This is a genomic window from Enterococcus sp. DIV0901a, assembly GCF_051711525.1.
In the GTDB taxonomy this organism is placed as follows: domain Bacteria; phylum Bacillota; class Bacilli; order Lactobacillales; family Enterococcaceae; genus Enterococcus_B; species Enterococcus_B faecium.
In genome coordinates, this window is the sequence record NZ_JBIOMW010000001.1 from 2525747 (window position 1) to 2548457 (window position 22711).

18 protein-coding genes and 1 riboswitch are annotated in these 22711 nt (G+C 39.1%); of the genes, 2 read left to right on the plus strand and 16 right to left on the minus strand.

Features of this window, described 5'->3' with window-relative positions:
* Positions 1–228 precede the first annotated feature (228 nt).
* The gene (locus IGL70_RS12165) at positions 229–1002 is read left to right on the plus strand and encodes a hypothetical protein (protein ID WP_002298196.1); all 774 of its coding nucleotides are present in this window, start codon (positions 229–231) and stop codon (positions 1000–1002) included.
* Positions 1003–1082: 80 nt separating this feature from the next.
* Here the strand turns inward: IGL70_RS12165 and thiT are convergent, their stop codons facing one another.
* From thiT to mprF, 9 genes are all read right to left on the minus strand, one after another.
* Positions 1083–1652, minus strand: a complete 570-nt coding sequence (thiT, locus tag IGL70_RS12170) for an energy-coupled thiamine transporter ThiT (protein ID WP_002301201.1) — start codon at positions 1650–1652, stop codon at positions 1083–1085.
* Positions 1653–1717: 65 nt separating this feature from the next.
* Positions 1718–1820: riboswitch (TPP riboswitch) on the minus strand.
* Between the two features lie 5 nt (positions 1821–1825).
* Entirely contained in the window at positions 1826–2797 is a 972-nt protein-coding gene (locus IGL70_RS12175; RefSeq protein WP_002287347.1) for a ribose-phosphate diphosphokinase, read from the minus strand.
* Between the two features lie 93 nt (positions 2798–2890).
* A complete protein-coding gene (gene glmU / locus IGL70_RS12180) occupies positions 2891–4264 on the minus strand; it encodes a bifunctional UDP-N-acetylglucosamine diphosphorylase/glucosamine-1-phosphate N-acetyltransferase GlmU (protein WP_002287346.1) in 1374 nt (457 codons plus the stop codon).
* A 502-nt stretch (positions 4265–4766) separates the two neighbouring features.
* On the minus strand, positions 4767–5585 hold the full coding sequence (gene purR / locus IGL70_RS12185) for a pur operon repressor (protein WP_002287345.1): 819 nt from the start codon (positions 5583–5585) through the stop codon (positions 4767–4769).
* 166 nt (positions 5586–5751) lie between these two features.
* Positions 5752–6576, minus strand: a complete 825-nt coding sequence (locus tag IGL70_RS12190) for a metal ABC transporter permease (RefSeq protein WP_002287344.1) — start codon at positions 6574–6576, stop codon at positions 5752–5754.
* Positions 6549–7229, minus strand: a complete 681-nt coding sequence (locus tag IGL70_RS12195) for a metal ABC transporter ATP-binding protein (protein ID WP_002287343.1) — start codon at positions 7227–7229, stop codon at positions 6549–6551. Before IGL70_RS12195 ends, IGL70_RS12190 begins: the two co-directional genes overlap by 28 nt.
* A 22-nt stretch (positions 7230–7251) precedes the next feature.
* Positions 7252–8190, minus strand: a complete 939-nt coding sequence (locus IGL70_RS12200; protein WP_002287342.1) for a metal ABC transporter substrate-binding protein — start codon at positions 8188–8190, stop codon at positions 7252–7254.
* A gap of 244 nt (positions 8191–8434) precedes the next feature.
* Entirely contained in the window at positions 8435–9286 is an 852-nt protein-coding gene (gene ispE, locus IGL70_RS12205) for a 4-(cytidine 5'-diphospho)-2-C-methyl-D-erythritol kinase (protein ID WP_025479366.1), read from the minus strand.
* Between the two features lie 153 nt (positions 9287–9439).
* On the minus strand, positions 9440–12013 hold the full coding sequence (gene mprF, locus IGL70_RS12210) for a bifunctional lysylphosphatidylglycerol flippase/synthetase MprF (protein WP_104873756.1): 2574 nt from the start codon (positions 12011–12013) through the stop codon (positions 9440–9442).
* Between the two features lie 140 nt (positions 12014–12153).
* Between mprF and proC the strand changes: the two genes are divergently transcribed.
* Complete coding sequence (gene proC / locus IGL70_RS12215) at positions 12154–12960, plus strand: pyrroline-5-carboxylate reductase (RefSeq protein WP_010728528.1); 807 nt, start codon at positions 12154–12156, stop codon at positions 12958–12960.
* A 78-nt stretch (positions 12961–13038) separates the two neighbouring features.
* On the opposite strand, the gene rny is transcribed toward proC, so the two are convergent.
* The 7 genes from rny to yfmF form a co-directional block, all read right to left on the minus strand.
* On the minus strand, positions 13039–14595 hold the full coding sequence (gene rny, locus IGL70_RS12220) for a ribonuclease Y (protein ID WP_002287336.1): 1557 nt from the start codon (positions 14593–14595) through the stop codon (positions 13039–13041).
* Between the two features lie 410 nt (positions 14596–15005).
* Positions 15006–16052 (minus strand): recombinase RecA, encoded by a 1047-nt coding sequence (gene recA, locus IGL70_RS12225; RefSeq protein WP_002298208.1) that lies wholly within the window; start codon positions 16050–16052, stop codon positions 15006–15008.
* 108 nt (positions 16053–16160) lie between these two features.
* Positions 16161–17402, minus strand: coding sequence for a competence/damage-inducible protein A (locus IGL70_RS12230; protein ID WP_002337397.1), 1242 nt, complete (start codon positions 17400–17402; stop codon positions 16161–16163).
* Positions 17403–17641: 239 nt separating this feature from the next.
* Positions 17642–18220: a CDP-diacylglycerol--glycerol-3-phosphate 3-phosphatidyltransferase gene (gene pgsA, locus IGL70_RS12235; protein ID WP_002298210.1), complete on the minus strand. Its 579-nt coding sequence runs from the start codon at positions 18218–18220 to the stop codon at positions 17642–17644.
* Between the two features lie 208 nt (positions 18221–18428).
* The gene (locus tag IGL70_RS12240) at positions 18429–19352 is read right to left on the minus strand and encodes a RodZ domain-containing protein (RefSeq protein ID WP_002287423.1); all 924 of its coding nucleotides are present in this window, start codon (positions 19350–19352) and stop codon (positions 18429–18431) included.
* 738 nt (positions 19353–20090) lie between these two features.
* Entirely contained in the window at positions 20091–21377 is a 1287-nt protein-coding gene (yfmH, locus tag IGL70_RS12245) for an EF-P 5-aminopentanol modification-associated protein YfmH (RefSeq protein WP_002287425.1), read from the minus strand.
* Positions 21370–22638 carry an EF-P 5-aminopentanol modification-associated protein YfmF gene (gene yfmF / locus IGL70_RS12250; protein ID WP_002287428.1) on the minus strand — a complete coding sequence of 423 codons (1269 nt, stop codon included), beginning with the start codon at positions 22636–22638 and terminating at the stop codon, positions 21370–21372. The genes yfmH and yfmF overlap by 8 nt, the downstream gene beginning before the upstream one ends.
* Positions 22639–22711: the final 73 nt, after the last annotated feature.

A 22711-nucleotide genomic window follows, 5' to 3' on the forward strand; every position in this document is an offset into this window, starting at 1 on the left:
TAAAAAGGTCATGAGTCTCGTATTCGACTTTGTAGATTCCATAAGAAAACAATTCATAAAACCTCCTTTAAATAAAAAATACAAAAATCACAAAAATTAATTGAAAATGAGAGTGTTTTCAATGAAAACGTGATTTTGTAATGGAATTTTAAAATAAAAGAAACAAGCTTTTTTAATGCAAATGTTGTAAAATAAAAGAGATTAAGAGGAAATAAGAGGAGGAACATGATGACTGAGTCAGTTTATGTACATATTGATACCACAAGTAATGCTGTTTTAACAAAAGGGCTGACTGCTACTGACTTTGCAAACAGTATCGTGCATTTTCCTCAAAACTTGCTCTTGCTTGATCCATCTGCTTCTGCTGGAGAATATGAATCCCATACAGGGCTGAAAGTAATCCGTGGTACAGAAAATATTCAGCGTTTCTTTTCCTCTTCTCGTAACAGGCGTGGATTCGATGAATTGAAGTGGATCGACTTTACTGATTTAACGATGCTGAAAGAATTGACACCTTTAGAAATTTCAGAATTATTATATTTTGGTCATATGAAAACACATCTTCATTCGCCGTTTTTTTATAAACTACAGAATAATTTTGTATACTTCGATCTTAATGATCAGCTGAATCGGATTTATTATCGCTATTTAGATGAATTTTATAGGATTTTTGCTAGTAAATTAAGTTCGATCTTGTCAGATAAGATCAATGTAAAAAAATCTTTTTTCAAAAAAGAAACACCTGTTGAAAAAATCAGTGTGGAATTATTGAAAGAAATGCGTAATTTGATGCAGGAAGGGATCATTTTTTCTTTTGATCAAGTTGGTTTGATCGATGGTGAATATCGTATCCCAATCTATGTGATTGAAGATTATATTTGGAAATTAAAAGGCACCCGGTATCGAGAAGAGGAAATCATCGCTACTTTAATCTACTCTGTCACCGATCGACACTGGCAATTGGTGGAAGATGCCGATCTTTCTTATCTGCCATTGAAGTAGATCTATTTCTTATCAAAAAATAAAAAGGAAACAAGAAACTAGGACATGATTCTGTCTCAAGTTTCTTGCTTCTTTTTTATTTACAGCTCCTGTCGTTTATCTGGCACAAAAATCGAAGGAATCGTTTGTTGGATCCCTAATAAAACGATGATCGTTACAATAGCTGTACTCAACCCGCTGGCACCATTCATTACGAAAGAAAAGAGCCAAGGATTCATCCCCCATAGTGCATACGCTCCCCAGAAAACCACTCCTGCAATAAAATGCCAAAAATATCTGGAAAGTGCGCCAATCAATGCACCAAACACGATGCTTTTTCTAATTTGTTTCGTATTATCGTCTACATAGCCTTTTTGGACATTTGAAGCCATGAGCCCTGCTGCGCCTGCAAAAGTATAGGCAATCGGGTACTCAATCAACACTTGAACGACACTTAAATAATAAACTTGTCCCAACGGAAAATGTAGGATGCCCCAAATGAAACCTGCCAGCATCCCTGCCTTTGTCCCTCTTCTTAACGCAAAAAGAGTCAATGGAATCTGCCCTAATGAAATAGAAAAACTGCTGCCGATCTGGATCGGAATCAACGACAACACCATCGCTAACGCTGCAACAATCGTTCCTTCTACCCAAACTCTATTTTTTCCCATAAAAAAACTTCCTCCTTTGAATAAAAAAGTCACAAAGGAGGAAGCAGCTTTCGAAAATAGTCAAACAGCTGTTTATTCACAATTCCTACGCTCGCATAACCGATACAGGTACGAAGGGTTTAGAAATAGATTCAATCTCAGCCCAATTGGACTCCCCTTTGTGAGTTTATTTATTATTTATTTTTTGTTTCAAACAATGGACTAACTGGTTTGTTTTCATGGATACGTTTGATTGCATCTCCCATTAGTCCGCCAACACTTACTTCATCGATTTTGTCGATTTTACGATCTTCTGGAAGATAGATCGAGTCTGTAACAACTAGACGCTCGATAGCTGAATCTTCTATTCTTTGTAAAGCAGGGCCGGATAATACTGGATGTGTACATGAAGCATACACACTAGTTGCACCAGCTTCTTTCAAAGCATTGGCAGCCAATGTGATCGTACCTGCTGTATCGATCATATCATCGATCAGTACACAAGTTTTGCCTTTGACTTGTCCAATGATATTCATTACTTCTGCAACATTTGCTTTTGGACGGCGTTTGTCTATGATCGCAATCGGAGATTTCAAAAATTCCGCTAATTTACGTGCCCGTGTGACACCACCATGGTCTGGTGAAACAACGACAACATCATCGCCTTTGATTCCTTTTTCTAAGAAATAATTGGCAATAAGTGGCGCACCCATCAAATGATCGACTGGAATATCAAAGAAACCTTGGATTTGGACTGCATGAAGGTCCAAAGTCAGCATTCTTGTTGCACCAGCTTTTTGAATCATGTTTGCTACTAATTTCGCTGTGATTGGTTCCCGTGCACGTGCTTTACGGTCTTGACGCGCATAGCCATAATAAGGCATGACTACGTTGATTGTTTTTGCACTTGCTCGTTTCAGTGCGTCAATCATGATCAGCAACTCCATCAAGTTATCATTGACTGGGCTGCTCGTTGATTGAATAACATAGACATGCGATCCACGAATACTTTCTTCAATGTTTACTTGAATTTCTCCATCACTAAATTGAGTAACAGATGATTTTCCTAACTCGACGCCGACTGCTGCTGCAATTTTCTCTGCTAATGGGCGATTGGAATTTAACGCAAAAATTTTTAATCTTGGGTCAAAGTAATGTTTTGACATGGGGACCTCCACTTTCTTTTTCACAACTCTAGAATTCTACCTAATAAATAGTAGTCATATTTTTTAAATAAATCAAGTGATTTTGCAAAAGTCTTAGTTTAGATAAGGGAGTTTTTTTGCATATCCTTCTTTATTGACTTGTCTTGCTCTCGCAATTGCCAGCGCATATTCTGGAATATTGTCTGTAATTGTTGACCCGGCAGCAATCGAACTGTTTTTAGCTACCTCGACAGGTCCGATGATATTCGTGCTAGAACCAATAAAGCTGTGGTCGCCGACAGTCGTATGATGTTTGTTCTTTCCATCATAGTTGACGAAGACAACACCACATCCGACATTGATTTCTTCTCCCAGCGTAGCATCACCAACATAAGTCAAGTGACCGACTTTAGTTCCTTTGCCGATTTGAGCATTTTTCACTTCCACAAAGTTTCCGATATGGACGTTTTCGCCAATTTCAGCTTTTGGTCGTAAATGTGCATAAGGTCCCACATCTGCATGTTTCTTGACATGGCTGCTTTCAATGACTGAGTTTTCAATGACGACGTGATCCTCAATCCTACTGTCTACGATTTTTGAATGTGACCCGATGACACAATCAGAACCGATGACTGTATTTCCTTGGATTTGTACACCTGCTTCGATCAATGTGTCTGGACCGATTTCTACGCCTGCATCGATGTATGTCGTTGCTGAATCGACAAAGCTTACGCCATTGACCATATGCATCTGGTTAATTCGCTTTCTCATGATCTCATTTGCTTTAGCTAACGCGATCCGATCATTGACTCCCATTGATTCTTCAAAATCATCCGTTTGATAAGCAGCAACTGTATGGCCTTCTTCTTTTAAGATTTCGATGATATCTGTTAGATAGTATTCACCTTGAGCATTGTTTGTTCCAACTTTGCTTAACGCATCGAACAAAGCTTCGTTGTCAAAACAGTAAGTTCCTGTATTGATTTCTTGTACAAGAGCTTCTTCTGGTGTTGCATCTTTTTGTTCCACGATTTTTTCTACGATCCCAATATGGTCACGGATGATTCGTCCATATCCTGTTGGGTTTTCTGCTTGTGCCGTCAAGATCGTTGCACTTGCATTTTTTCCTTGGTGATATTCAAAAAGATTGTTCAGCGTTTCAGTAGTCAATAATGGTGTATCTCCACTGATAACTAACGTTGTTCCTTTTTTTCCTTCCAAGAAAGAAGCAGCTTGCAAAACAGCATGTCCTGTTCCCAATTGTTCTGCTTGTAACGCATATTTACTGCGTTCCCCTAGTTGTGCTTTAACTTGTTCTGCTCCGTGTCCAACGATCGTAATCACTTCATCTGGTTTCGTTTCACTGACCCGATTAATGATATGTTCTACCATAGGTTTACCAGAAACGGGATGTAAAACTTTATATAATTTTGACTTCATGCGGGTACCTTTCCCTGCCGCCAAAATAATTGCATAACGTGCGTCCAACTGCGTCACTCCTAAATATAGTTTGCTGATTTCAGTTTATCCCAGTATACCCATTTTTTCAACAAAACAAGTGATTTTCTTTTATCCCAGCGTTTTCTGGATAAAAAAATAGATAGACCATAACGGGCCTATCTATTTGGTAACCGGTGCTCTCCTGCCAACTCCTCGGTCACAAGTCACACTACTCATAAAACATGAAAAGCTGTTTTTTGAAATCATTTCTTGTGACTTAGAGTTAAACGGTAGGCTTACAACCTCTTCATTAAACGGTTTTCAATCAGCTGACCTTCGGTATTAGCTCAATAAACGGCAAAATATGAGGAGCAATTTTTCCGTTTATTGAGCTAATACTCAGGACAGGACGCTGATTTCACAACCTCTAGATAAACGGTGTTCAAAAGCCAGTTTCTCGGTATTAAGCCAAATTTATGAAAAAATGTGGAAAGCCATTTTCACAAAATTTTTCTTACTACTCGAAACTAAGCGGCTTTTTCACAACCTCTTATTCTGAAAAATAATTTCCCGGCACAACCGTAATATTTTTCGTTTGAGTATCTACATCTTTGACATAAAGCAGTGACGTATAATCATCGATGGCGCGATGACCGTTGAATTTTGATTCGGCAAATACAGTGATGCCAACAAGTTCTGATTCGAATTCTTCAATCAAGCTCTTCATTCCGTTGACTGTTCCGCCGCCTTTCATGAAATCATCCACTACAAGGACACGTGAACCACGTTTCAAACTTCTCTTAGACAGTTCCATCTTTTCAATTCTTTCAGAAGATCCAGACACATAGTTGACACTTACTGTTGATCCTTCTGTTATTTTTGAGTCCCGGCGTACAATAACGAATGGCGCATTCAGATAATAGGACACAGCTTGGGCAATAGGTACGCCTTTTGTGGCTACAGTCATTACAGCATCGATTTTTTCACCAAGGTATTTAGAAGCAATGATTCTTCCAACTTGACGCAGCAGTTCAGGTTCTCCTAACAAATCAGAGAGATAAACATATCCTCCTGGAAGCAGACGGTCTTGTTCTGATAGACGTTCTGCTAGAGATTCAATATATTTTTTCGCCTCTTCATATGAAATTTCAGGGATGAACAATACACCACCTGCAGCACCTGGGATTGTTTCCAAGGTTCCATACCCTCGTTCTTTAAATGTTTTCTTGATGATTCCCAAATCTTCACTGATAGAAGATTTAGCAGATTCATAACGTTCGGCAAAGCTTGTTAAGGAAATCAATTCATGCGGGTGATTCAATAAATACTGTGTCATGTCAACTAGACGTTCACTGCGACGTACTTTCACCTATTCCAACTCCTTTTAAGAAATTTTATCGTTTTACATTATATAAGTTTTTCTTCAAAAATTCGAGCATTTTATGAAAAAATAAGAAAATAGTTCGGTATTTATTAAAATAAAAAGAAGCCTATAAAAAATTTTTCGTTTTTATAAGGCTTCTTTTCTTTATAATTTAGTTATTTTTTCTTCTGAAGGCAACCAATATTCGTTTGATGATATTTACAATCAGGAACAAAGCAATAAAGACTAATGTGATTGTTGCTCCTGGAGGTGTATCTAGATAAAACGAGCTAGTTAGTCCTGACAGCATCCCTAGAAATCCTACACAAACACTGATAGCAATCACGACATTGAAGCTTTTGCCTAATCGCATACCGATTGCTGCGGGAAGAACCATGATTGCGGATATCAAAAGTGCACCGGCAATCGGGATCATCACAGCAATAGCCACACCAGTAATCACATTGAACATCATCGACATCAAATGAACGGGTAGCCCATCCACGTGGGCGGTATCTTCATCAAAAGTCAGAACATACATCGGCCGTTTGAATAAAAAGAACAATATACCGATGGCAACGAATAAGATTCCTAAAAAGATGACTTGCTCCCATGTAATGGTCACGATCGAACCAAACAGATAGGATTGGATACTTGTTGCTGAATTCCCTCCGCTCAAATTCATCAATACTAACGCTAGCGCCAAACCACCAGCCATTAAAATGGCAATGGAGATTTCTGAATAGGTTCGGTAGATCGTTCGCAGATACTCCAATATCACAGCTGCTAATACAACGACTAGCATGGTCGTAAGTGTAGGATTAAGGTTCAAAAAGAATCCTAACGCTACCCCTGCTAAAGAGACATGAGAAAGCGTATCAGCCATCAGCGATTGTCTTCTGATCACTAAAAACACACCTAGCATCGGGGCGATTCCGGCAATGAAGATAGCGGCAAGAAACGCTCTTCTCATGAATTCATATGAAAGCAACGCCATTGAGAATCCTCCTTTCTCACCAGTCGGATCTGTCTGTCCGCATACTGTTTGATATCTTCATGATCATGGGTGATCATTAGAACTGATTTCCCATGGACATGCGCACTATGTCGGAGAAGACGATAAAATTCATTTCTGGATTCTTCATCCATACCTGTTGTTGGTTCATCAAGAACAAATAAGTCAGGGTCAGTAGCAAAAATACGCGCTAAACTGATTCGCTGCTTTTGTCCGCCAGACAATTCACCTATTCGCCGATTTCGCATATCCCACATCCCTACAGCTTCTAAAGCACGCTGTACATGTTGATGATCTTTTTCAGAGAGACGCTTGAACCAGCGGCCTCTTGGATATCTTCCTGAACGGACTAATTCGATCACCGTACTAGGAAAACCTGCATTGAAAGATGCAACTTGTTGGGGAATATAACCGATACTTAATTTTTTTCCTTCTTGATTTTTCTCAGCAATCTTTATCATTCCTTTTGAAGGTTTCAGTAATCCTAACGATGCTTTCACCAAGGTTGACTTGGCTGCTCCATTTTCTCCAGTTAAAATGACAAATTCACCCGCATCTACATGATAAGAGACATCTTCTAGTACAGGTTCATCATCATAGTAAAAGGTCAAATCAGATATTTCGATATAACGCACCTTACAACCTCCATTCTAAAACTTAATTGATACTTTCTTTTAAAGCTTTCAGATTTTTTTCCATGACAGAAATATAATTTTCGCCTGCTTTGATTTGTTCATTAGTCAAGCTTTCTAAAGGATTCAACACTTCTAGCTTCACTCCTGTTTCATTCGACAATGTCTCAGCTACCTTCGAAGAGGCATTTTCTTCAAAATAAATCACTTTGATGTTGTTTTTCTTCACAAATTCTTTTAGTTCAGCTAAGCGGCTTGGTGTGGGTTCCTGATCTGGTGAAACGCCCGAAATCGCTACTTGTTTTAAGTCGTATTGATTCGCTAAATAAGCAAAAGCAGCATGCTGAGTGACAAATGTGCGGTTTGTTGCATCTTTTAGCTCATCGGAGTATTTTTGATCCAGTGCTTCAAGCTTTTTGATATAAGCATCGGCATTCTTCGTAAAAGTTTCCTTTTTATCTGGATATTTTTCGCCTAATTCTTCAGCAATCGTTCTGACTTCTTTTATAGCTAATACCGGATCGAGCCAAACATGTGGATCGTATTCATGTGAATGACCATGCCCTTCTTCTGATTCTTCATGTTCGTCTGCTTCTTGCGATTCTAAACGGTCGATTCCTTTAGCTGCTTCGATCATCAAGGTCTGTTTGCTATCCACTGAATCCTTTAACGAATCCACAAAAAATTCCATGTCTGAACTATTATACACGAAAACATCTGCATCGGAAATTTCTGCTCTTTCTTTTGCACTTGGTTCGAAATCATGCGGCTCCGTTCCAGCAGGGATCAAAAGTTTCACGTTTCCTTCATCCCCTACGATCTCTTTTGTAAAATCATACATCGGATAAAAAGTCGTAACGATCGTCAAATCCTCTTTTTTGTCTGCTTCCTTGTTCGTATTTCCACATGCTGCAAACAGTAAAGCACCTATCATTACCGTAGCTGTCAAAAGATATTTTTTCATTTATATGCTCCTTTCAATGAACAAATCGGAATTTTACGATTTATTAACGTGAACTAATGTATCAAAATAAAAAAACACAGTCAATAGAAATCCATCAATTTCTGATTTAAGCATGTATATTCTTGATTAAATCGTAAAATGGATGAGTTGCTGCTCATATCTAGCCATTTCACTACAATAAAAAACTGAAGAATACCATTTTAGGATTCCTCAGTTTTTTATCACCTATTTTACTTCTTATATTTTATTGCAGGGTTCGTACTAAATAAACTTCCTCACAAAAACCTTTTAACCCATTATATACTCTCTGCGCTCTTGAATAATGTTGACACAAGGCAAAAACGGTTGGTCCGCTTCCACTCATCAATGCAGCATCTGCTCCGTACTTGATCATACGCTCTTTGATTTGATGGATGACTGGATGCCGCTTTCCCGTTATATCTTCTAAACTGTTTCCCATTTTTTTGATCATCTGCTGATAATTTTGCTCTCGGATGGCTTCAGCAAGTCCGTGGATGTCTTGATGTTGGATGGCTTGCGTATCTACTTCTCTAAACACTGTACGTGTAGAGACACTCATTCTTGGTTTGACCAACACAACCCAGCACTGTGGCATAGAAGGTAATACTTGGATTTCTTCCCCTTTGCCACCGACAAATGCCGTACTTCCGTAGACACAGTAAGGAACATCTGTACCGACTTCCAAACCGATTTCTGCCAGTTCTTCTAACGAACAGCCCAGATTCCATAATTGGTTGATCCCTCTTAGAGCAGCTGCACAGTCTGTACTTCCTCCGCCTAATCCAGCTGCTACTGGAATATTCTTCTTAACAAAGATCTTGACACCGGTTTTGATATTGTATTTATTTTTTAACAATAAAGCAGCTTGATAAACATTGTTCCGTTCATCTACCGGTAAAAATGCTTTATTTGTTTCTACAATGATTTTGTCTTCTGTTATTTCTTCAAAAAATAGATGATCTGCCAAGTCTACGCTCGACATCACCATTTCCAACTCATGATACCCATCTTGCCGTCTATATAATACATCCAGTCCTAAATTTATCTTGGCTGGCGCTTTTTCAATCAATTCCATCCTCTCACCCATTCGAAAAGTCTAAGTCGCAAGTATTCTATCATAGGGAAAAATAAAAGTATAGCTTATGTCTGCCTAGTGGTTGATTTTGTCATCGTTTCAACAGCTTTCACAGAATTTTCTCTTCATAATCCAAACAAGTTCTAGTGATTCTTATAATTCTGTGAGCACTTCTTCTGCCAAACTCGGAACATTTCCTTTTTCTTTTCCTATCAGACTGAGTAGCTGCATGGTAGCAAATCCGAAATTACTTCCTTTCCTATAAGCAAAGTAACGTCCTTCCCAATGATCGACATATTTTAATTTCTTTTCATAAGCAGACTGGAAGGAATAGAAAAAATTACCATAATTATATACGATATGCATGACTTTTTCTTGAAAGAAAGAAAAATCTGTTTCTCCAACATTAGCTAATGGAGCTAAGCCTAGATTGGCTTCCGAGTAGCCCATTTTCTCGTATACAATAAACAGATTGGCTAACAGATAGTCAGCTAATTCCTCAGATTCTTTAGGTAAGACCCGCAACAAATCATATCCCGCCTGCTTCTTCGTCATCGGCTGAGCGGTGATGAAGCCAACGACTTTTTGATCTTTACGAACAATACCGACACCGTTAGATAATACATATGATTTATCAAATCGTCCCACAGAGAAGTATTTTTCTCGTGCACCTTGAAGCCATTTTTGTGAAACTTCATTTACAGCTTGATGTAATTCTTCTGGCAGTTGATCGTACCAAGTAAAATGGTATCCTTCTTTCATCAAACGTTGATATTCAAGTTGCTGACTCAGCCGAGACAAGTCTTCTGTTGCTAGATCAACAATCCCTGCTTCACCTACTTTCGTGAAGTGAAAACCCAATTCATGAAGCATCACTACGTAGCTTTCTGATATCTTATAAAACGCAAGCTGATAGCCTAAACAATCTGCTTGTTTCATAAACTGATTCGTTGCTGCCCGCATCATTTTAGGATTTCCAACTGGATCTCCTAAAACAAAGCATTTGTTTCCTTTGATCTGATAACCAAAAACGACTTGATCTTGGTCGTCTTCTTGGTAATAAAAATAACTGTAACCTGACAAGCGAAGCTGATGGCTTGTAGCTGTGCCTCCGTATGTTTCCAATAAAAGGTCAAAACGGTCTTTTTCGTACTCACTGCCAAGCTTCGTAGTATCTTCAGCTAAATATTGATAAAGCGCCACTAAAGCTAGCAATGAGATGCCCAAACCAATAAGCCCTGAGAACCACACATCATCTGAAGGAAACAAAATAAAATGGTTTCCTGTTATTCGACCGACTAAAAAGCGTCCGCTGTGATAGCCTGCAATTGCGTAAACGATAAACAAAAAGCCGAACAAGCTAGCATCAAAGATTATAGCTCCCCAAGAATAAACGAATTTTGTTCGATAAAATTCTTTTCTGGATAACCACACAGCTAACAGAATCAAGACATATACCAATATCAACTGCCAAGATAACGTACGTGTGATTGTATTTAAAATACCAAAAGATAGTAAAGCAATCGTAGGCAGAAATGCCTTTTTGACTTTTACTGAAAGTGCTCGAGCAAGGCCGAGTAATAAAAAGCCAACCAATAGATTCACTGTCTGATCTAAAAAATTGAATGAGAACGGCAATAATACTTGAAATAGCCGACTGATTGCAGACAGATTAGTGATTGTTGATAGAAGTACCATCATGATTCCCGCAAAATAGACAGCACTTACGAGCACGATATGCGCAACCTTTTGGAAAAACAGTCGCGGAATGTTATCTAAAAATCGATTGATTTTGACTCCTGTATGTGTGATGAACAATAGAAGTCCCGTCATAAAAGGTAGAACATAATAAAACAACCGATAATATAATAGCCAAACTACTGCTACATCTTGCCGAACAGACAATTGACTCATTCCTAAGATCATCAAAACGTCAAAAGTCCCCATTCCCCCTGGGACCATCGTCAGCATTCCTATCAATGTAGCAATCATGAACATAGGATAGATCGAAAGCATCGAAATATCTATTCTCATCAACTTGCCGATGATCAAAAATACCGCAAGGGCTCCCGTCCATTGTCCAAAGGATGCCAGTAGCAGACCAAGCAAGCCTTTTGGATAAAACTCAGAGAACAAGGTCTTTCTCTTTAGATAAGCAAAAAAGAAAATGACTGGTGCTAAAAAACTACCGCCGAAAAGCCAGATCCAATAGCTTCGAAAAATACTTTCTGACTGAATAAAAAAGACATCAATAAATGTAAGAAACGACCATACAGACAAACCAGTCAGCATAAATAGTGCGACTTTTGATACAGTGGCTAAAACCATTTTTCTATTTGTCTGCTTTCCATAAAAACTAGCTCGCAGGCTTGCTCCTACCACACCACCAAAACCGGCGAGATTGTTGATCGTGTTTGTTACCCACGCAGCAAGAAGAAACTCTTTTCTTTCCATTTTTGGTTTTCCTTGTTTTTCTAAGACTCTGATCGTCACCCAATCATACAACAACATCGGAGTGACACCCAGCATTCCAGCCAGAGTCATGAGCAGGATCGTCATGTGGCTTTGTTGTCCCATCCTTTGCCAAATATCTTGCCAACTCATGCCATTAGCAATATTTGCGACTTGATTTGCCACAAAGACTAACACGGAGCCGAAAAAAATCAGTTTTAAAATCAGACTATGTTCCTTTATCCATTGCAGCATCAAGTATCGTTTATTTTTCACATTTTCCCATTCCTAACTTGTATACTTTTGTGTCATACCCCAATGTTATCTTATTTATTTTAATTTTTCCACTTTAGACCTGTTCTTTGCTTGCGATGATAGAAAAAGAAAGATATCCTAATGCTAAAGGAGAGGATAACATGAAAGTAGGATTTATCGGCACAGGGAATATGGCACAAGCTATTATTGATGGTTTATTAAAAAAAGGAACAGTCTCGAAAGAAGAGGTGTTCGTTTCCAGTGGACATTTTGAAAATACACAAAAATTTGCTGCTGAAACTGGCGTCCATGCATGCAAAAGTAATCAGGAAGTTGCATCACAATCAGATATCGTTCTTTTAGCCGTGAAACCAAAAATCATTGAAAAAGTATTGGAAGAACTAAGAGAATATAGCCAGAAAGTCTTATTCATTTCTATTGCTTCAGGAAAATCATTAACAGATTTAGAAACAGCGCTTGAAGATCCTCAGGCCTCCATCGTACGTGTGATGCCGAATGTCAATGTCAGCGTAGGAGCAGGCGTTTCTGCGATTTGCAAAAATGAAGCTGCCACGGAGGAACAGCTTCAGCAAGCTACGATGATTTTTGAAGCAATCGGCAGCGTCTATCCTTTAGCAGAATCAGATTTCAGTACATTCATTGGCCTTGCTGGCAGCTCACCCGCATTCGTTTACATGCTGATCGATGCGATGGGACGGACTGGTGTACTGAACGGTTTGTCCAAACAGACAGCAACTGAGATTGCTGCAAAAGCAATTATGGGTTCTTGTCAAAAATTCCTTTCAAGTGATAAAAATCCATGGGAACTTGTAGACCAAGTTTCTTCTCCTGGCGGTACAACTGTTGCAGGTGTAGTTGCCTTAGAAGAAGCAGGATTCATCCCAGCCGTCATCAAAGGAATCAATACGACGATCGAGAAAGATCTTGAGATGTTGAATAAAAAATAATGATAGCAATGTTTTTTCGTGCCTTACAAAAAAAGAAGAGCTGTGGCTTTTGCCGCGGCTCTTCTTTTGTATTTTTTATTATTTAGCATAATCAGTTGCACGAGTTTCCCGAATAACGATTACTTTGATGTGTCCAGGATAATCCAGTTCTTCTTCGATTCGTTTACGAATATCACGTACTAAACGAACAGCGTCTAAATCCGAGATTTCTTCTGGCTTGACCATTACCCGAACTTCGCGTCCAGCTTGAACTGCGTAACTTGATTCTACACCGGCGAAGCTGTTCGAAATATTTTCCAGACTTCTTAAACGACGGATATAGTTTTCTAATGATTCACTTCGCGCACCAGGTCTTGCTGCTGAGAGCGCATCTGCTGCAGCTACAAGGACAGAGATAACAGAAGTAGCTTCCACATCTCCATGATGAGAAGCGATCGCGTTGATTACTACTGGGTTTTCTTTGTACTTGGCAGCTAATTCCGCACCGATCTCAACGTGAGATCCTTCAATCTCATGGTCAAGTGCTTTCCCAATATCATGGAGCAACCCGGCACGTTTTGCTAATTGGATATCTTCGCCAAGCTCTGCTGCTAAGATACCAGCTAATTTTGCAACCTCGACCGAATGCTTCAAGACGTTTTGTCCATAACTAGTTCTGAATCGCAGACGTCCGATGATCTTGATTAGATCTGGATGAAGTGTATGAGCACCGACTTCAAACGCTGCCTCTTCCCCGTATTCGCGAATACGTTCATCCATTTCTTTACGAGATTTCTCGACCATTTCTTCGATACGCGCTGGATGGATTCGTCCATCTTGTATCAGTTTTTCCAAGGTCATCCGTGCGATTTCTCTTCGGATTGGATCGAATCCGGAAAGAACAACTGCTTCCGGTGTATCATCGATGATTAAATCGATACCAGTCAGCGTCTCAAGCGTTCGAATATTACGACCTTCTCGTCCAATGATACGACCTTTCATTTCATCATTCGGAAGGGTAACGACTGAAACAGTCGTTTCTGAAACTTGATCTGCTGCGCAGCGTTGAATCGCTAATGATAATAAGTTTTTCGCTTTGCGATCTGCTTCTTCTTTGGCACGCTGTTCAGATTCTTTTACCATTAGAGTTAACTCATGATTCAGCTCTTCTTCAGTCGATTTCATGATGACATCTCGTGCGTCCTCTTTTGATAAACCAGCAATTTTTTCTAGTTCTTTTTGTTGATCTTCAATCATTTTTTCAACGTCTTTTTCTCGCTCTTCAATTAATTGCTGTTTTGAACTAAGTGCTTCTTCTTTACTTTCAAGTGAGTTCTCGCGTTTTTCTAACGAGTCATCTTTACGATTCAGCGTTTGTTCGCGTTGAATCAAACGATTCTCTTGAGATTTTAATTCTAACTTACTTTCTCTCAGCTCACTTTCAACTTCAGAACGGTATTTCTGATTTTCTTCCTTAGCTTCTAACAATGCTTCTTTTTTTAGAGTTTCTGCTTCTTTTTTTGCACTATCGATGATTCCAGCAGCTGATGATTGTGCACCAGCTATTTCTTTCTCGTGACGTGACTTTGCGACCATAAACCCTAAACCAAGACCGACAATTAAACCGATGATAGCGAGGAGAATGTTGAATACCATAAAATCCACCTCCATACTATCTTTTTCATTTTTATCATCTATACAGCTTCTATGATAAATTATTCTAAACTTGTCAATATGCATCTTCGCATATATGTGTACAAAAAACATGCACAACTTTATTCTAATGTTTGTACCCCGTAGTGTCAACTTTAAATAAACAAAGAAACGGCTTTCTACTTATTCATTAAACGATGGTTTTTAAAATGAATGACACTAGTTTCATATAGGTAAACCTTTAAATTGAGAAACTTTTCTATTAAATTATTCTTTGTAGATAAACAGATATTTTTATTTTATGTACCCACTCGTATAATTAAATAACTCACGATTTCTTTATTCAATAAAAAAACGGCAGGTCAAGGAGAGTACCTACTCTTCAGACCAGCCGTTTTTGTTTATCATGATTTTTATTCTTCTAAAGGCAATTCTTCTTGTCCTTTTTCATCTTCTGGGACAGCGACTTCTTCGCCAATACCATAAGCTGCTCTAACTAGAGCAGAAACTTCTGCCATCATTTCAGGATGATTAGCCATATAGATTTTAGCGTTTTCCCGTCCTTGGCCAATCCGATCTTCTTTATAAGAATACCAAGCACCACTTTTATCAACGATGTCTTTTTCTACTGCCATGTCTAGAAGTTCTCCTTCTTGTGAGATACCTAAGCCATACATGACATCTACTTCAGCGATTTTGAAAGGAGGTGCTACTTTGTTTTTCACGACTTTGATCTTTGTACGGTTACCAACAATATCTGTTCCTTGTTTCAATTGTTCTGCACGGCGTACTTCTAAACGGATCGTTGCGTAAAATTTCAATGCGCGTCCTCCAGGCGTGATTTCTGGATTCCCAAACATCACGCCTACTTTTTCACGGATTTGGTTGATGAAAATAGCGATTGTTTTTGTTTTGTTAATCGAACCAGAGAGTTTACGCAATGCTTGAGACATCAAACGTGCTTGTAACCCGACATGTGAGTCGCCCATTTCGCCGTCGATTTCTGCTCGTGGAACTAAAGCGGCAACTGAATCGACTACTACGATGTCTACAGCTCCACTTGATACTAAAGCATCAGCGATCTCCAGACCTTGTTCTCCTGTATCAGGCTGTGAAAGAAGTAGTTCATCGATATTCACACCTAATTTTTGTGCATATTGCGGATCTAACGCATGCTCAGCATCGATAAAAGCGGCAGTTCCGCCATTTTTTTGTACTTCTGCAATAGCATGTAGCGCCACTGTTGTTTTACCTGAACTTTCAGGTCCGTATACTTCGATAATACGTCCACGGGGATAACCGCCGACACCTAAAGCGACATCTAACGCAAGAGAGCCACTTGGAATTGTAGAGATTTGCTGGTCGATTTTTTCGCCCAATTTCATAATAGAGCCTTTACCATAGCTCTTTTCAATTTTTTTCAGTGCAGCATCTAAGGCTGCTTTACGATCATCTGCCAATACGATAATCCTCCTTATATTTACAAATCAGAGCAACATTTCATTATCCTTATCATATCTTTTTTAGTGAAAAAAAGCAAGAAAAAACCGAACAAATATTCGCATTTATCATTTTCTTAAAAGCTGTTTTCTCAAAAGATCAAATCCTTGCATAACCGCATTATATCTGATAGCAGCACGATCTCTGGCAAAGTGATATTTTTCCGAAACCACGCCGTCTTTAGATGAAATAGCGATCCATACTGTTCCTGCAGATTGACCTTCTAACGTGTCCGGTCCAGCCACTCCGGTGAAAGCTACACTGTAATCTGTTCTTGCTATCTCACGTGCTTGAATGGCCATCTGCTCCACACATTCTTTGCTGACTGTTCCATATTCTGCTAATAGCTCCGGATCAATCTCCAGAAAACCAGCTTTTGTTTGGAGCGAGTAGGTAACGAATCCGCCTGGAAATACTTCAGATACACCAGCAATGTCGCCTAATGCGGCTTGGAAGGCGCCGGCTGTCAAACTTTCCGCTGCTGTTACAGTCTGCTTGTTTTCTTTCAGTAGTTCCACTACGACTTTTGCTAGCGAATTATCATCGCCGTATCCATAAAAATATTCCCCTACTCGTTCTTGGATTTTTTCTTCTAATGCTAAAAGAGCTTGATTCCCTGCCTGAACATCATTTGTTTTCACTGTCAGTCGTAATGTCACTTCATTTGGTTTGGCATATGGTGCGATCGTTGGATTGATCTGTGTTTCAATCAGATCTTTTAGCTCAGTGACCAGTCGCGATTCACCAATCCCATAAAAGCGCAAAACTTTAGAAATTAGTTTTTCTTCAGAAGGAAAACGTTCCTCTAGTAAAGGACGTACTTGTTCCACAAACATTGGTTTCAACTCATTAGGCGGACCGGGAAGAAGGATATACGCATGTGTATCTGTTTGATAAAAAGTCCCTAAAGCAAGCCCTGTACGATTTGGTAGAGGAATCCCGCCTTCGATGATCTGGGACTGTTGCAGATTGTTTTTGGTCATTTTTCGATGGGTTGTTTCAAAATATGCCAATAATTTTTTGTATCCTTCCGTATTTTGTATGAGAGACTTACCGAGGTGAGCCGCAGTTGCTTCTTTTGTCAGGTCATCTTCTGTCGGTCCTAATCCGCCACATAAGAGTATGAGTTCACTTCTTGTTTCAGCTAGAGCAATCAACTCTTCTAAACGCTGCTGATTATCTCCTACAACTGTTTGATAATAAACTTCGATACCTAGATCAGCTAGCTGTTCTGACAAGAAAGTGGCATTCGTATTCACGACTTGTCCTAGTAAAAGTTCTGTTCCGACAGCTATTATTTCTGCTTTCATTACTTCCCGCTCCCTTATATAGTATACGCTGTATTTTTATATTTTTTTATTTAAAAAGAGGGCAAGGAGCTGTGACAAAAATCTTGTCACAGCTCCTTGTTCCAAATAAACAGTGTTCTCCTGCCAAAACCTCGGTCATAAGTCACAATATACATAAAACATGAAAAGCTGTTTTTTGAAATTATCCCTTGTGACTCAGAGTTAGACGGCAGGCTCACAACCTCTCCACTAAACGATACTTACATTGATCCTTTGAACACACCGCTGTTTTTGATGAAGTAATCCACACCTGAATAGATAGTAAAGATCAGACAAGCATAAAGCATGATTTGATCTACTGGAATACCGATCAGGCTGAATGGGATATTATTGATAAACAGCAAGATAATAGCAACCATTTGTGTAGCCGTCTTGACTTTTCCCGGCCAAGCTGCAGCCATGACTTCTCCATGTTCGACAAGTAGTAAACGCAAGCCTGTGACGGCTAATTCACGACAGACAATGATCGCTACTACCCAACCAGGGGCCTTTCCTTGGTCAACCAACATGATAAAAGCAGTCATAACTAGCATTTTATCTGCCAACGGGTCCGCAAACTTGCCAAAATTAGTGACAAGGCCTCGCGCACGGGCAATTTTTCCATCTAACCAGTCTGTGATACTAGCTAAAGCAAAAATAACTGCACCTACTAGCTGTGTGACAGCCAGTGTGGTGTCTCCTACGTTAAGTTGTCCCCAATCTAAAGGTAAACCTACAACCAAAATGAAAATCGGGATCATACAAATTCTAAGTACAGTTAATTTATTTGGTAAATTCACACTATCGACTCCTTTCTTCCCTATTCTACGTGACTATCAGCGAAGTTTCCACCGATATTATTTACTTTTCCAAATGAATTTATTCAAGGGAGTATTTTTATTGAAATTGATCTTTTTGAATTAACGAAGAAGGATCGCGACACAGATTTGTCACGATCCTTCTTTTTTATACCTGCAAGTAAACAGATGCGTAAACTAATTTATACGATCACTCTGCGTATTGAAGAGTAAGGTTCACATTTTTTGGACTCTGATTGTTTTCCCCTGGATTAACTGGTACGGATTCTCCATTCGCTTTGATCGTTGCATTGCTTGCTGCACCAATCGTGATGGTCGCATTTGTTGCTGTTTCCGGTAACACGGTACTCTGTGTTTCATTTGCTGCCAGTGTCCCTTGATAAACATAGGCATTGTCTACTAGCACACCTAACCATACACGATTGACAGCAGTAAATTCAAGGGTTACAGGCTTGGTAGCGTCTGTGATATTTACTGCGATGGCACTGCCAGAATCTTCTCCTGTAGCTATTGCCATTTTCTTTTCTTCACTTGATTTTGTTGTTGATTCTACTGTAGAAGACTCTTTGGTCTGCGTGCTTTGCTCTGAGGAAGAGGACTCCTCGACTGATCCTTCTACTTTAAGTGAAGAAGCTGTGTCTCCGATTATTGGATCAGCTTGACGATCTTGCCAAGTCATATAGCCCACGACAACGACAATCGCCAAAGCAACCAATCCTAATAAAATGACAGGAAGACTTGTCCAAAAGCGACTTGGATGCGATTCTTCCTGATGCATTGCTTTTCTAGAAGTACTTACTGTTTCAGGCTGCGGACGTTCAGGGACCGATCCTGTCAATTTGCTTTTCCCATCAAAAACATCGACTAAATGGTCTCCATCTTCTCCTACAGCTTCAGCGTATTGCCGAATAAATGCCCGCACGTAAAATTTACCAGGCAATTGGTCAAAATCATCATTGTCGATTGCTTCCAAATAACGTTTTTGAATTTTTGTAATCTGCTGTAATTCATCTAAAGATATTTTTTTATTCAGGCGTGCTTGCCGTAATTTTTCTCCGATGGTTTCAAAAGCCACTCGTTCATCTTCTCCAGTCTGTTTGATTCTCCGAAGCATCTGCTGTTGCAACGAAAGACGTTATGTTTGGGTGCTGTGACAAAAGTCATGTCACAGCTCCTTTTTTCCGAATAAACATTGTTCTCCTGCCAACTCCTCGGTCACAAGTCACAATATCCAATAAATATAAGAAGCTGTTTTTTGAACTTGTTCCTTGTGACTCGGAGTTAAACGGCAGGCTCACGACCTCTTTCTTAAACGGTGTTCAATCAGCTGTTCCTCGGTATTAGCTCAAAAACCGGCAAAATATAAGGAGATATTTTTCCGTATGTTTCTCTAATACTCAGGTCAAAACGCTGATTTCACAACCTCTTCCTTAAACGGTGTTCAAAAGCTTGCATCTGCGGTAATAAGTCCAACCAAGTTAAAAACATTAAGAAGCTGTTTTTACTTGGCTGTTCTTATTACTTGATGCAGGGCAGCTTTTTCACAACCTCTTGGTACACGGTGTTCCAGAAGTAGCTTCTTCGGCAATAAGCCGAAATATCACAAAAATTTGAGAAGCAATTTTCGTAAATTCCTTCTTATTTCTTGAAGCTGACCACTTCTGTCACAACCTCTTTGATTACTTCGTTTGATTTTATTTTAATATAAGTTGATTAAAAGAGAGCATGATTTGTTTTATTTTCTCACTAATTTTTCCAACACAACTAAGAATACCATAAAAGCTGATTTTGGAGGAGGTTCCTACTACAAGTCTAAAACGAAATTTAAGACTTTTCCTCATAAAATACTGGTTTATTTTGGTCTCATGTAAAACTCGCTGAAGGCCTCTTCACTTATAAATGCTTCCCCAGCTGCCAGTACGTCTTTCATTTGGATCGAATCGATGATTTCAGGAAGATCAAATAAAGTTCGATCGCCAAATAAACTTTGCGTAAATTGATTGGCAATATATTCGATCGAATTTAATGATTGGAAATATTGTCCAAGCATTTTCTTCTTCAGCAAATCGAGATTTGTTTCTGACACTTCCGGATCATCAGCGAATCCAAGAATGATTTCTTTGACTTTTTCTGCTGCTTTCTCTGGTTCGTCCGTATCTCCGCTGAAGTCCGCAAAGTGAAATTCACGATCCAAGCTGAATTCAAAACCAAAGCTGTCATCGATAATTCCTTGATTGTACATCGCTAGATAGTTTCGAGAAGTATTGCCTAAAATCATTTGGAACAACAGATTGATTGCTGTTTTATAGCGTAACAGTTCTGTTCCTTCTTGCGGCAATGTGTCTAATCCTTTAATACCAAGTACAAATTTATCTCGTGTAATGGCTGCTTCCAATGCACTTTGTTTGATGATTTCTTTTGTGTTTTCAGGGAAATAACGTACAATTTCTTGCTTTGGAGGGAAATTTTTTGCTTCTTGGTTTTCCCGAATAAGTTTCATCAATTTCTCAGGCTCCATCTTACCAACTACAAATAAAACCATATTGCTTGGCTGATAAAACGTCCGATAGCACGTATACAAGTCTTGAGCTGTGATTTTGTCGATACTTTCAACCGTGCCCGCAATATCGATATGCAATGGGTGTGTAGGATACAAGTTATTTAGTATGCCAAAAAACATCCGCCAGTTAGGGTCGTCTTCATACATTTGGATTTCCTGACCGATGATTCCTTTTTCCTTGTTTACAGTTTCTTCTGTGAAGTAAGGTGCTTGTACAAAATCGATCAGAGTCGTCAGATTCTTTTCTACCTGATCCGTCGTAGAAAACAGATAGCTGGTTTTCGTAAAACTTGTGAAAGCATTGGCGGAAGCTCCTTGTTTCCCAAATAATTGAAAGACATCACCATCTTCTTTTTCAAACAACTTATGTTCTAAAAAATGGGCAATTCCATCTGGAACTTTCACCTTTTCTTTTTCACCATAGGGAATAAATTCGTTATCGATCGAACCATAATTCGTACTGAACAAACCATATGTCTTGTGATAGTCATTTTTAGGCAACAAATACACGGTCAAACCGTTTGGCAGTACTTCATGATAAAGTGTTTCATTGATTTGCTCATATTCTGTTTTATTCATTTGCATTTCCTCCTGCTAAAAAGAAGATTGCCTGCAATTCGATTTGCTCAGCTACTTGTTGTATCTCTTTGATCGTTACGCTCTCCATACGTTTCAACCATTCTTCATCAGATAATTTTGTTTCCGGCAGCCAGCTGTCCAAAAAAGAAGCTTCGATTGCCGCTTGCGGAGAGTCTAGAGAAAGCAGATATTGGTTTCTCAGCATTGCTTTTGTCTGAGACAGTTCCAACTCTGTTATTTCACCATTTCGCAAACTTTCTAATTGCTCGTGAATCAGATGAAGTACTTGATTTCGGTTCTTTTCATCGATACCGGTTTGGACACTCATGAATCCTCGGAACGTATCCACGCTACTAGAGGCATAATAAGCTAGACTTTCTTTCTCTCTGACATTCATGAAAAGTTTAGAGTGAGGAAAACCGCCAAATAAACCGTTAAAGACCATTAGCGCAAAACGTTCTGGTTCATCGTAATACACATTTGTCTGATAAGCTAGGTTCAGCTTTGCTTGAACGATTGGCTCACGTACTTGTCGTTCCTTCACGATATTCACTTGAGGTTGGGTATAAAACAGATCTGGATAAACTGTTTCCCGCGACTCAAATGGTAATTGCCCAACTGCTTCAGCTGCTTTGTCCGGATCAACATCGCCGACAACAAAAATGTCGATTTGATCATTTGCCATCATTTCTTGATAGTAGGACGCTAGCGAACTAGCAGTGATCTTGTCCAAATCTTCGACTACGCCCAACCCTGGGATCTTTTGTTCCGGGCTGTTTTCAAAATAAAGTTCTTGCAAGGCATAGGAAGCAAAAGTTTGTTTATCTTCCTTCAAACTTTCCAAATATAGACGCAGATTGTTCTTTTCCAAGTCAAACGTCAACTGATCAAACTGATGATTTTTAATATTTGGATAAAATAAAACCTCTTTTAAAAAATCTACCGCTTGAGAAAAAAGGTTTGGATCATTGACATATTCACCATTCACAAAACTGATCCCTGCGTTTAGCCAATGTAAATTTCCTTTTTTTCTAACTGATAATCCAAAGCTTGCGCCATAAAGCTCTGCAAGTTGCGCACTTAACTTTGTCTGATCCGGATAATTCAAACTATTTGTTTCCAACATGCTGCTGAGAAGTGAACGTTTCGTGATGACTTCTTGTTGCAGACGCGCAGTAAAACGGATAAAAATCCGGATCGTTTTGTATTGTTTTGTTGGTAAGACATGAAGATTCACGCCTTCTGCCAATTGATACACCATATTTATATGCTCCTTTTCACAGTTGATTGCCCGCTTACTCTTTTAATGGGTCAACCTGCCTTTTTTACTTATT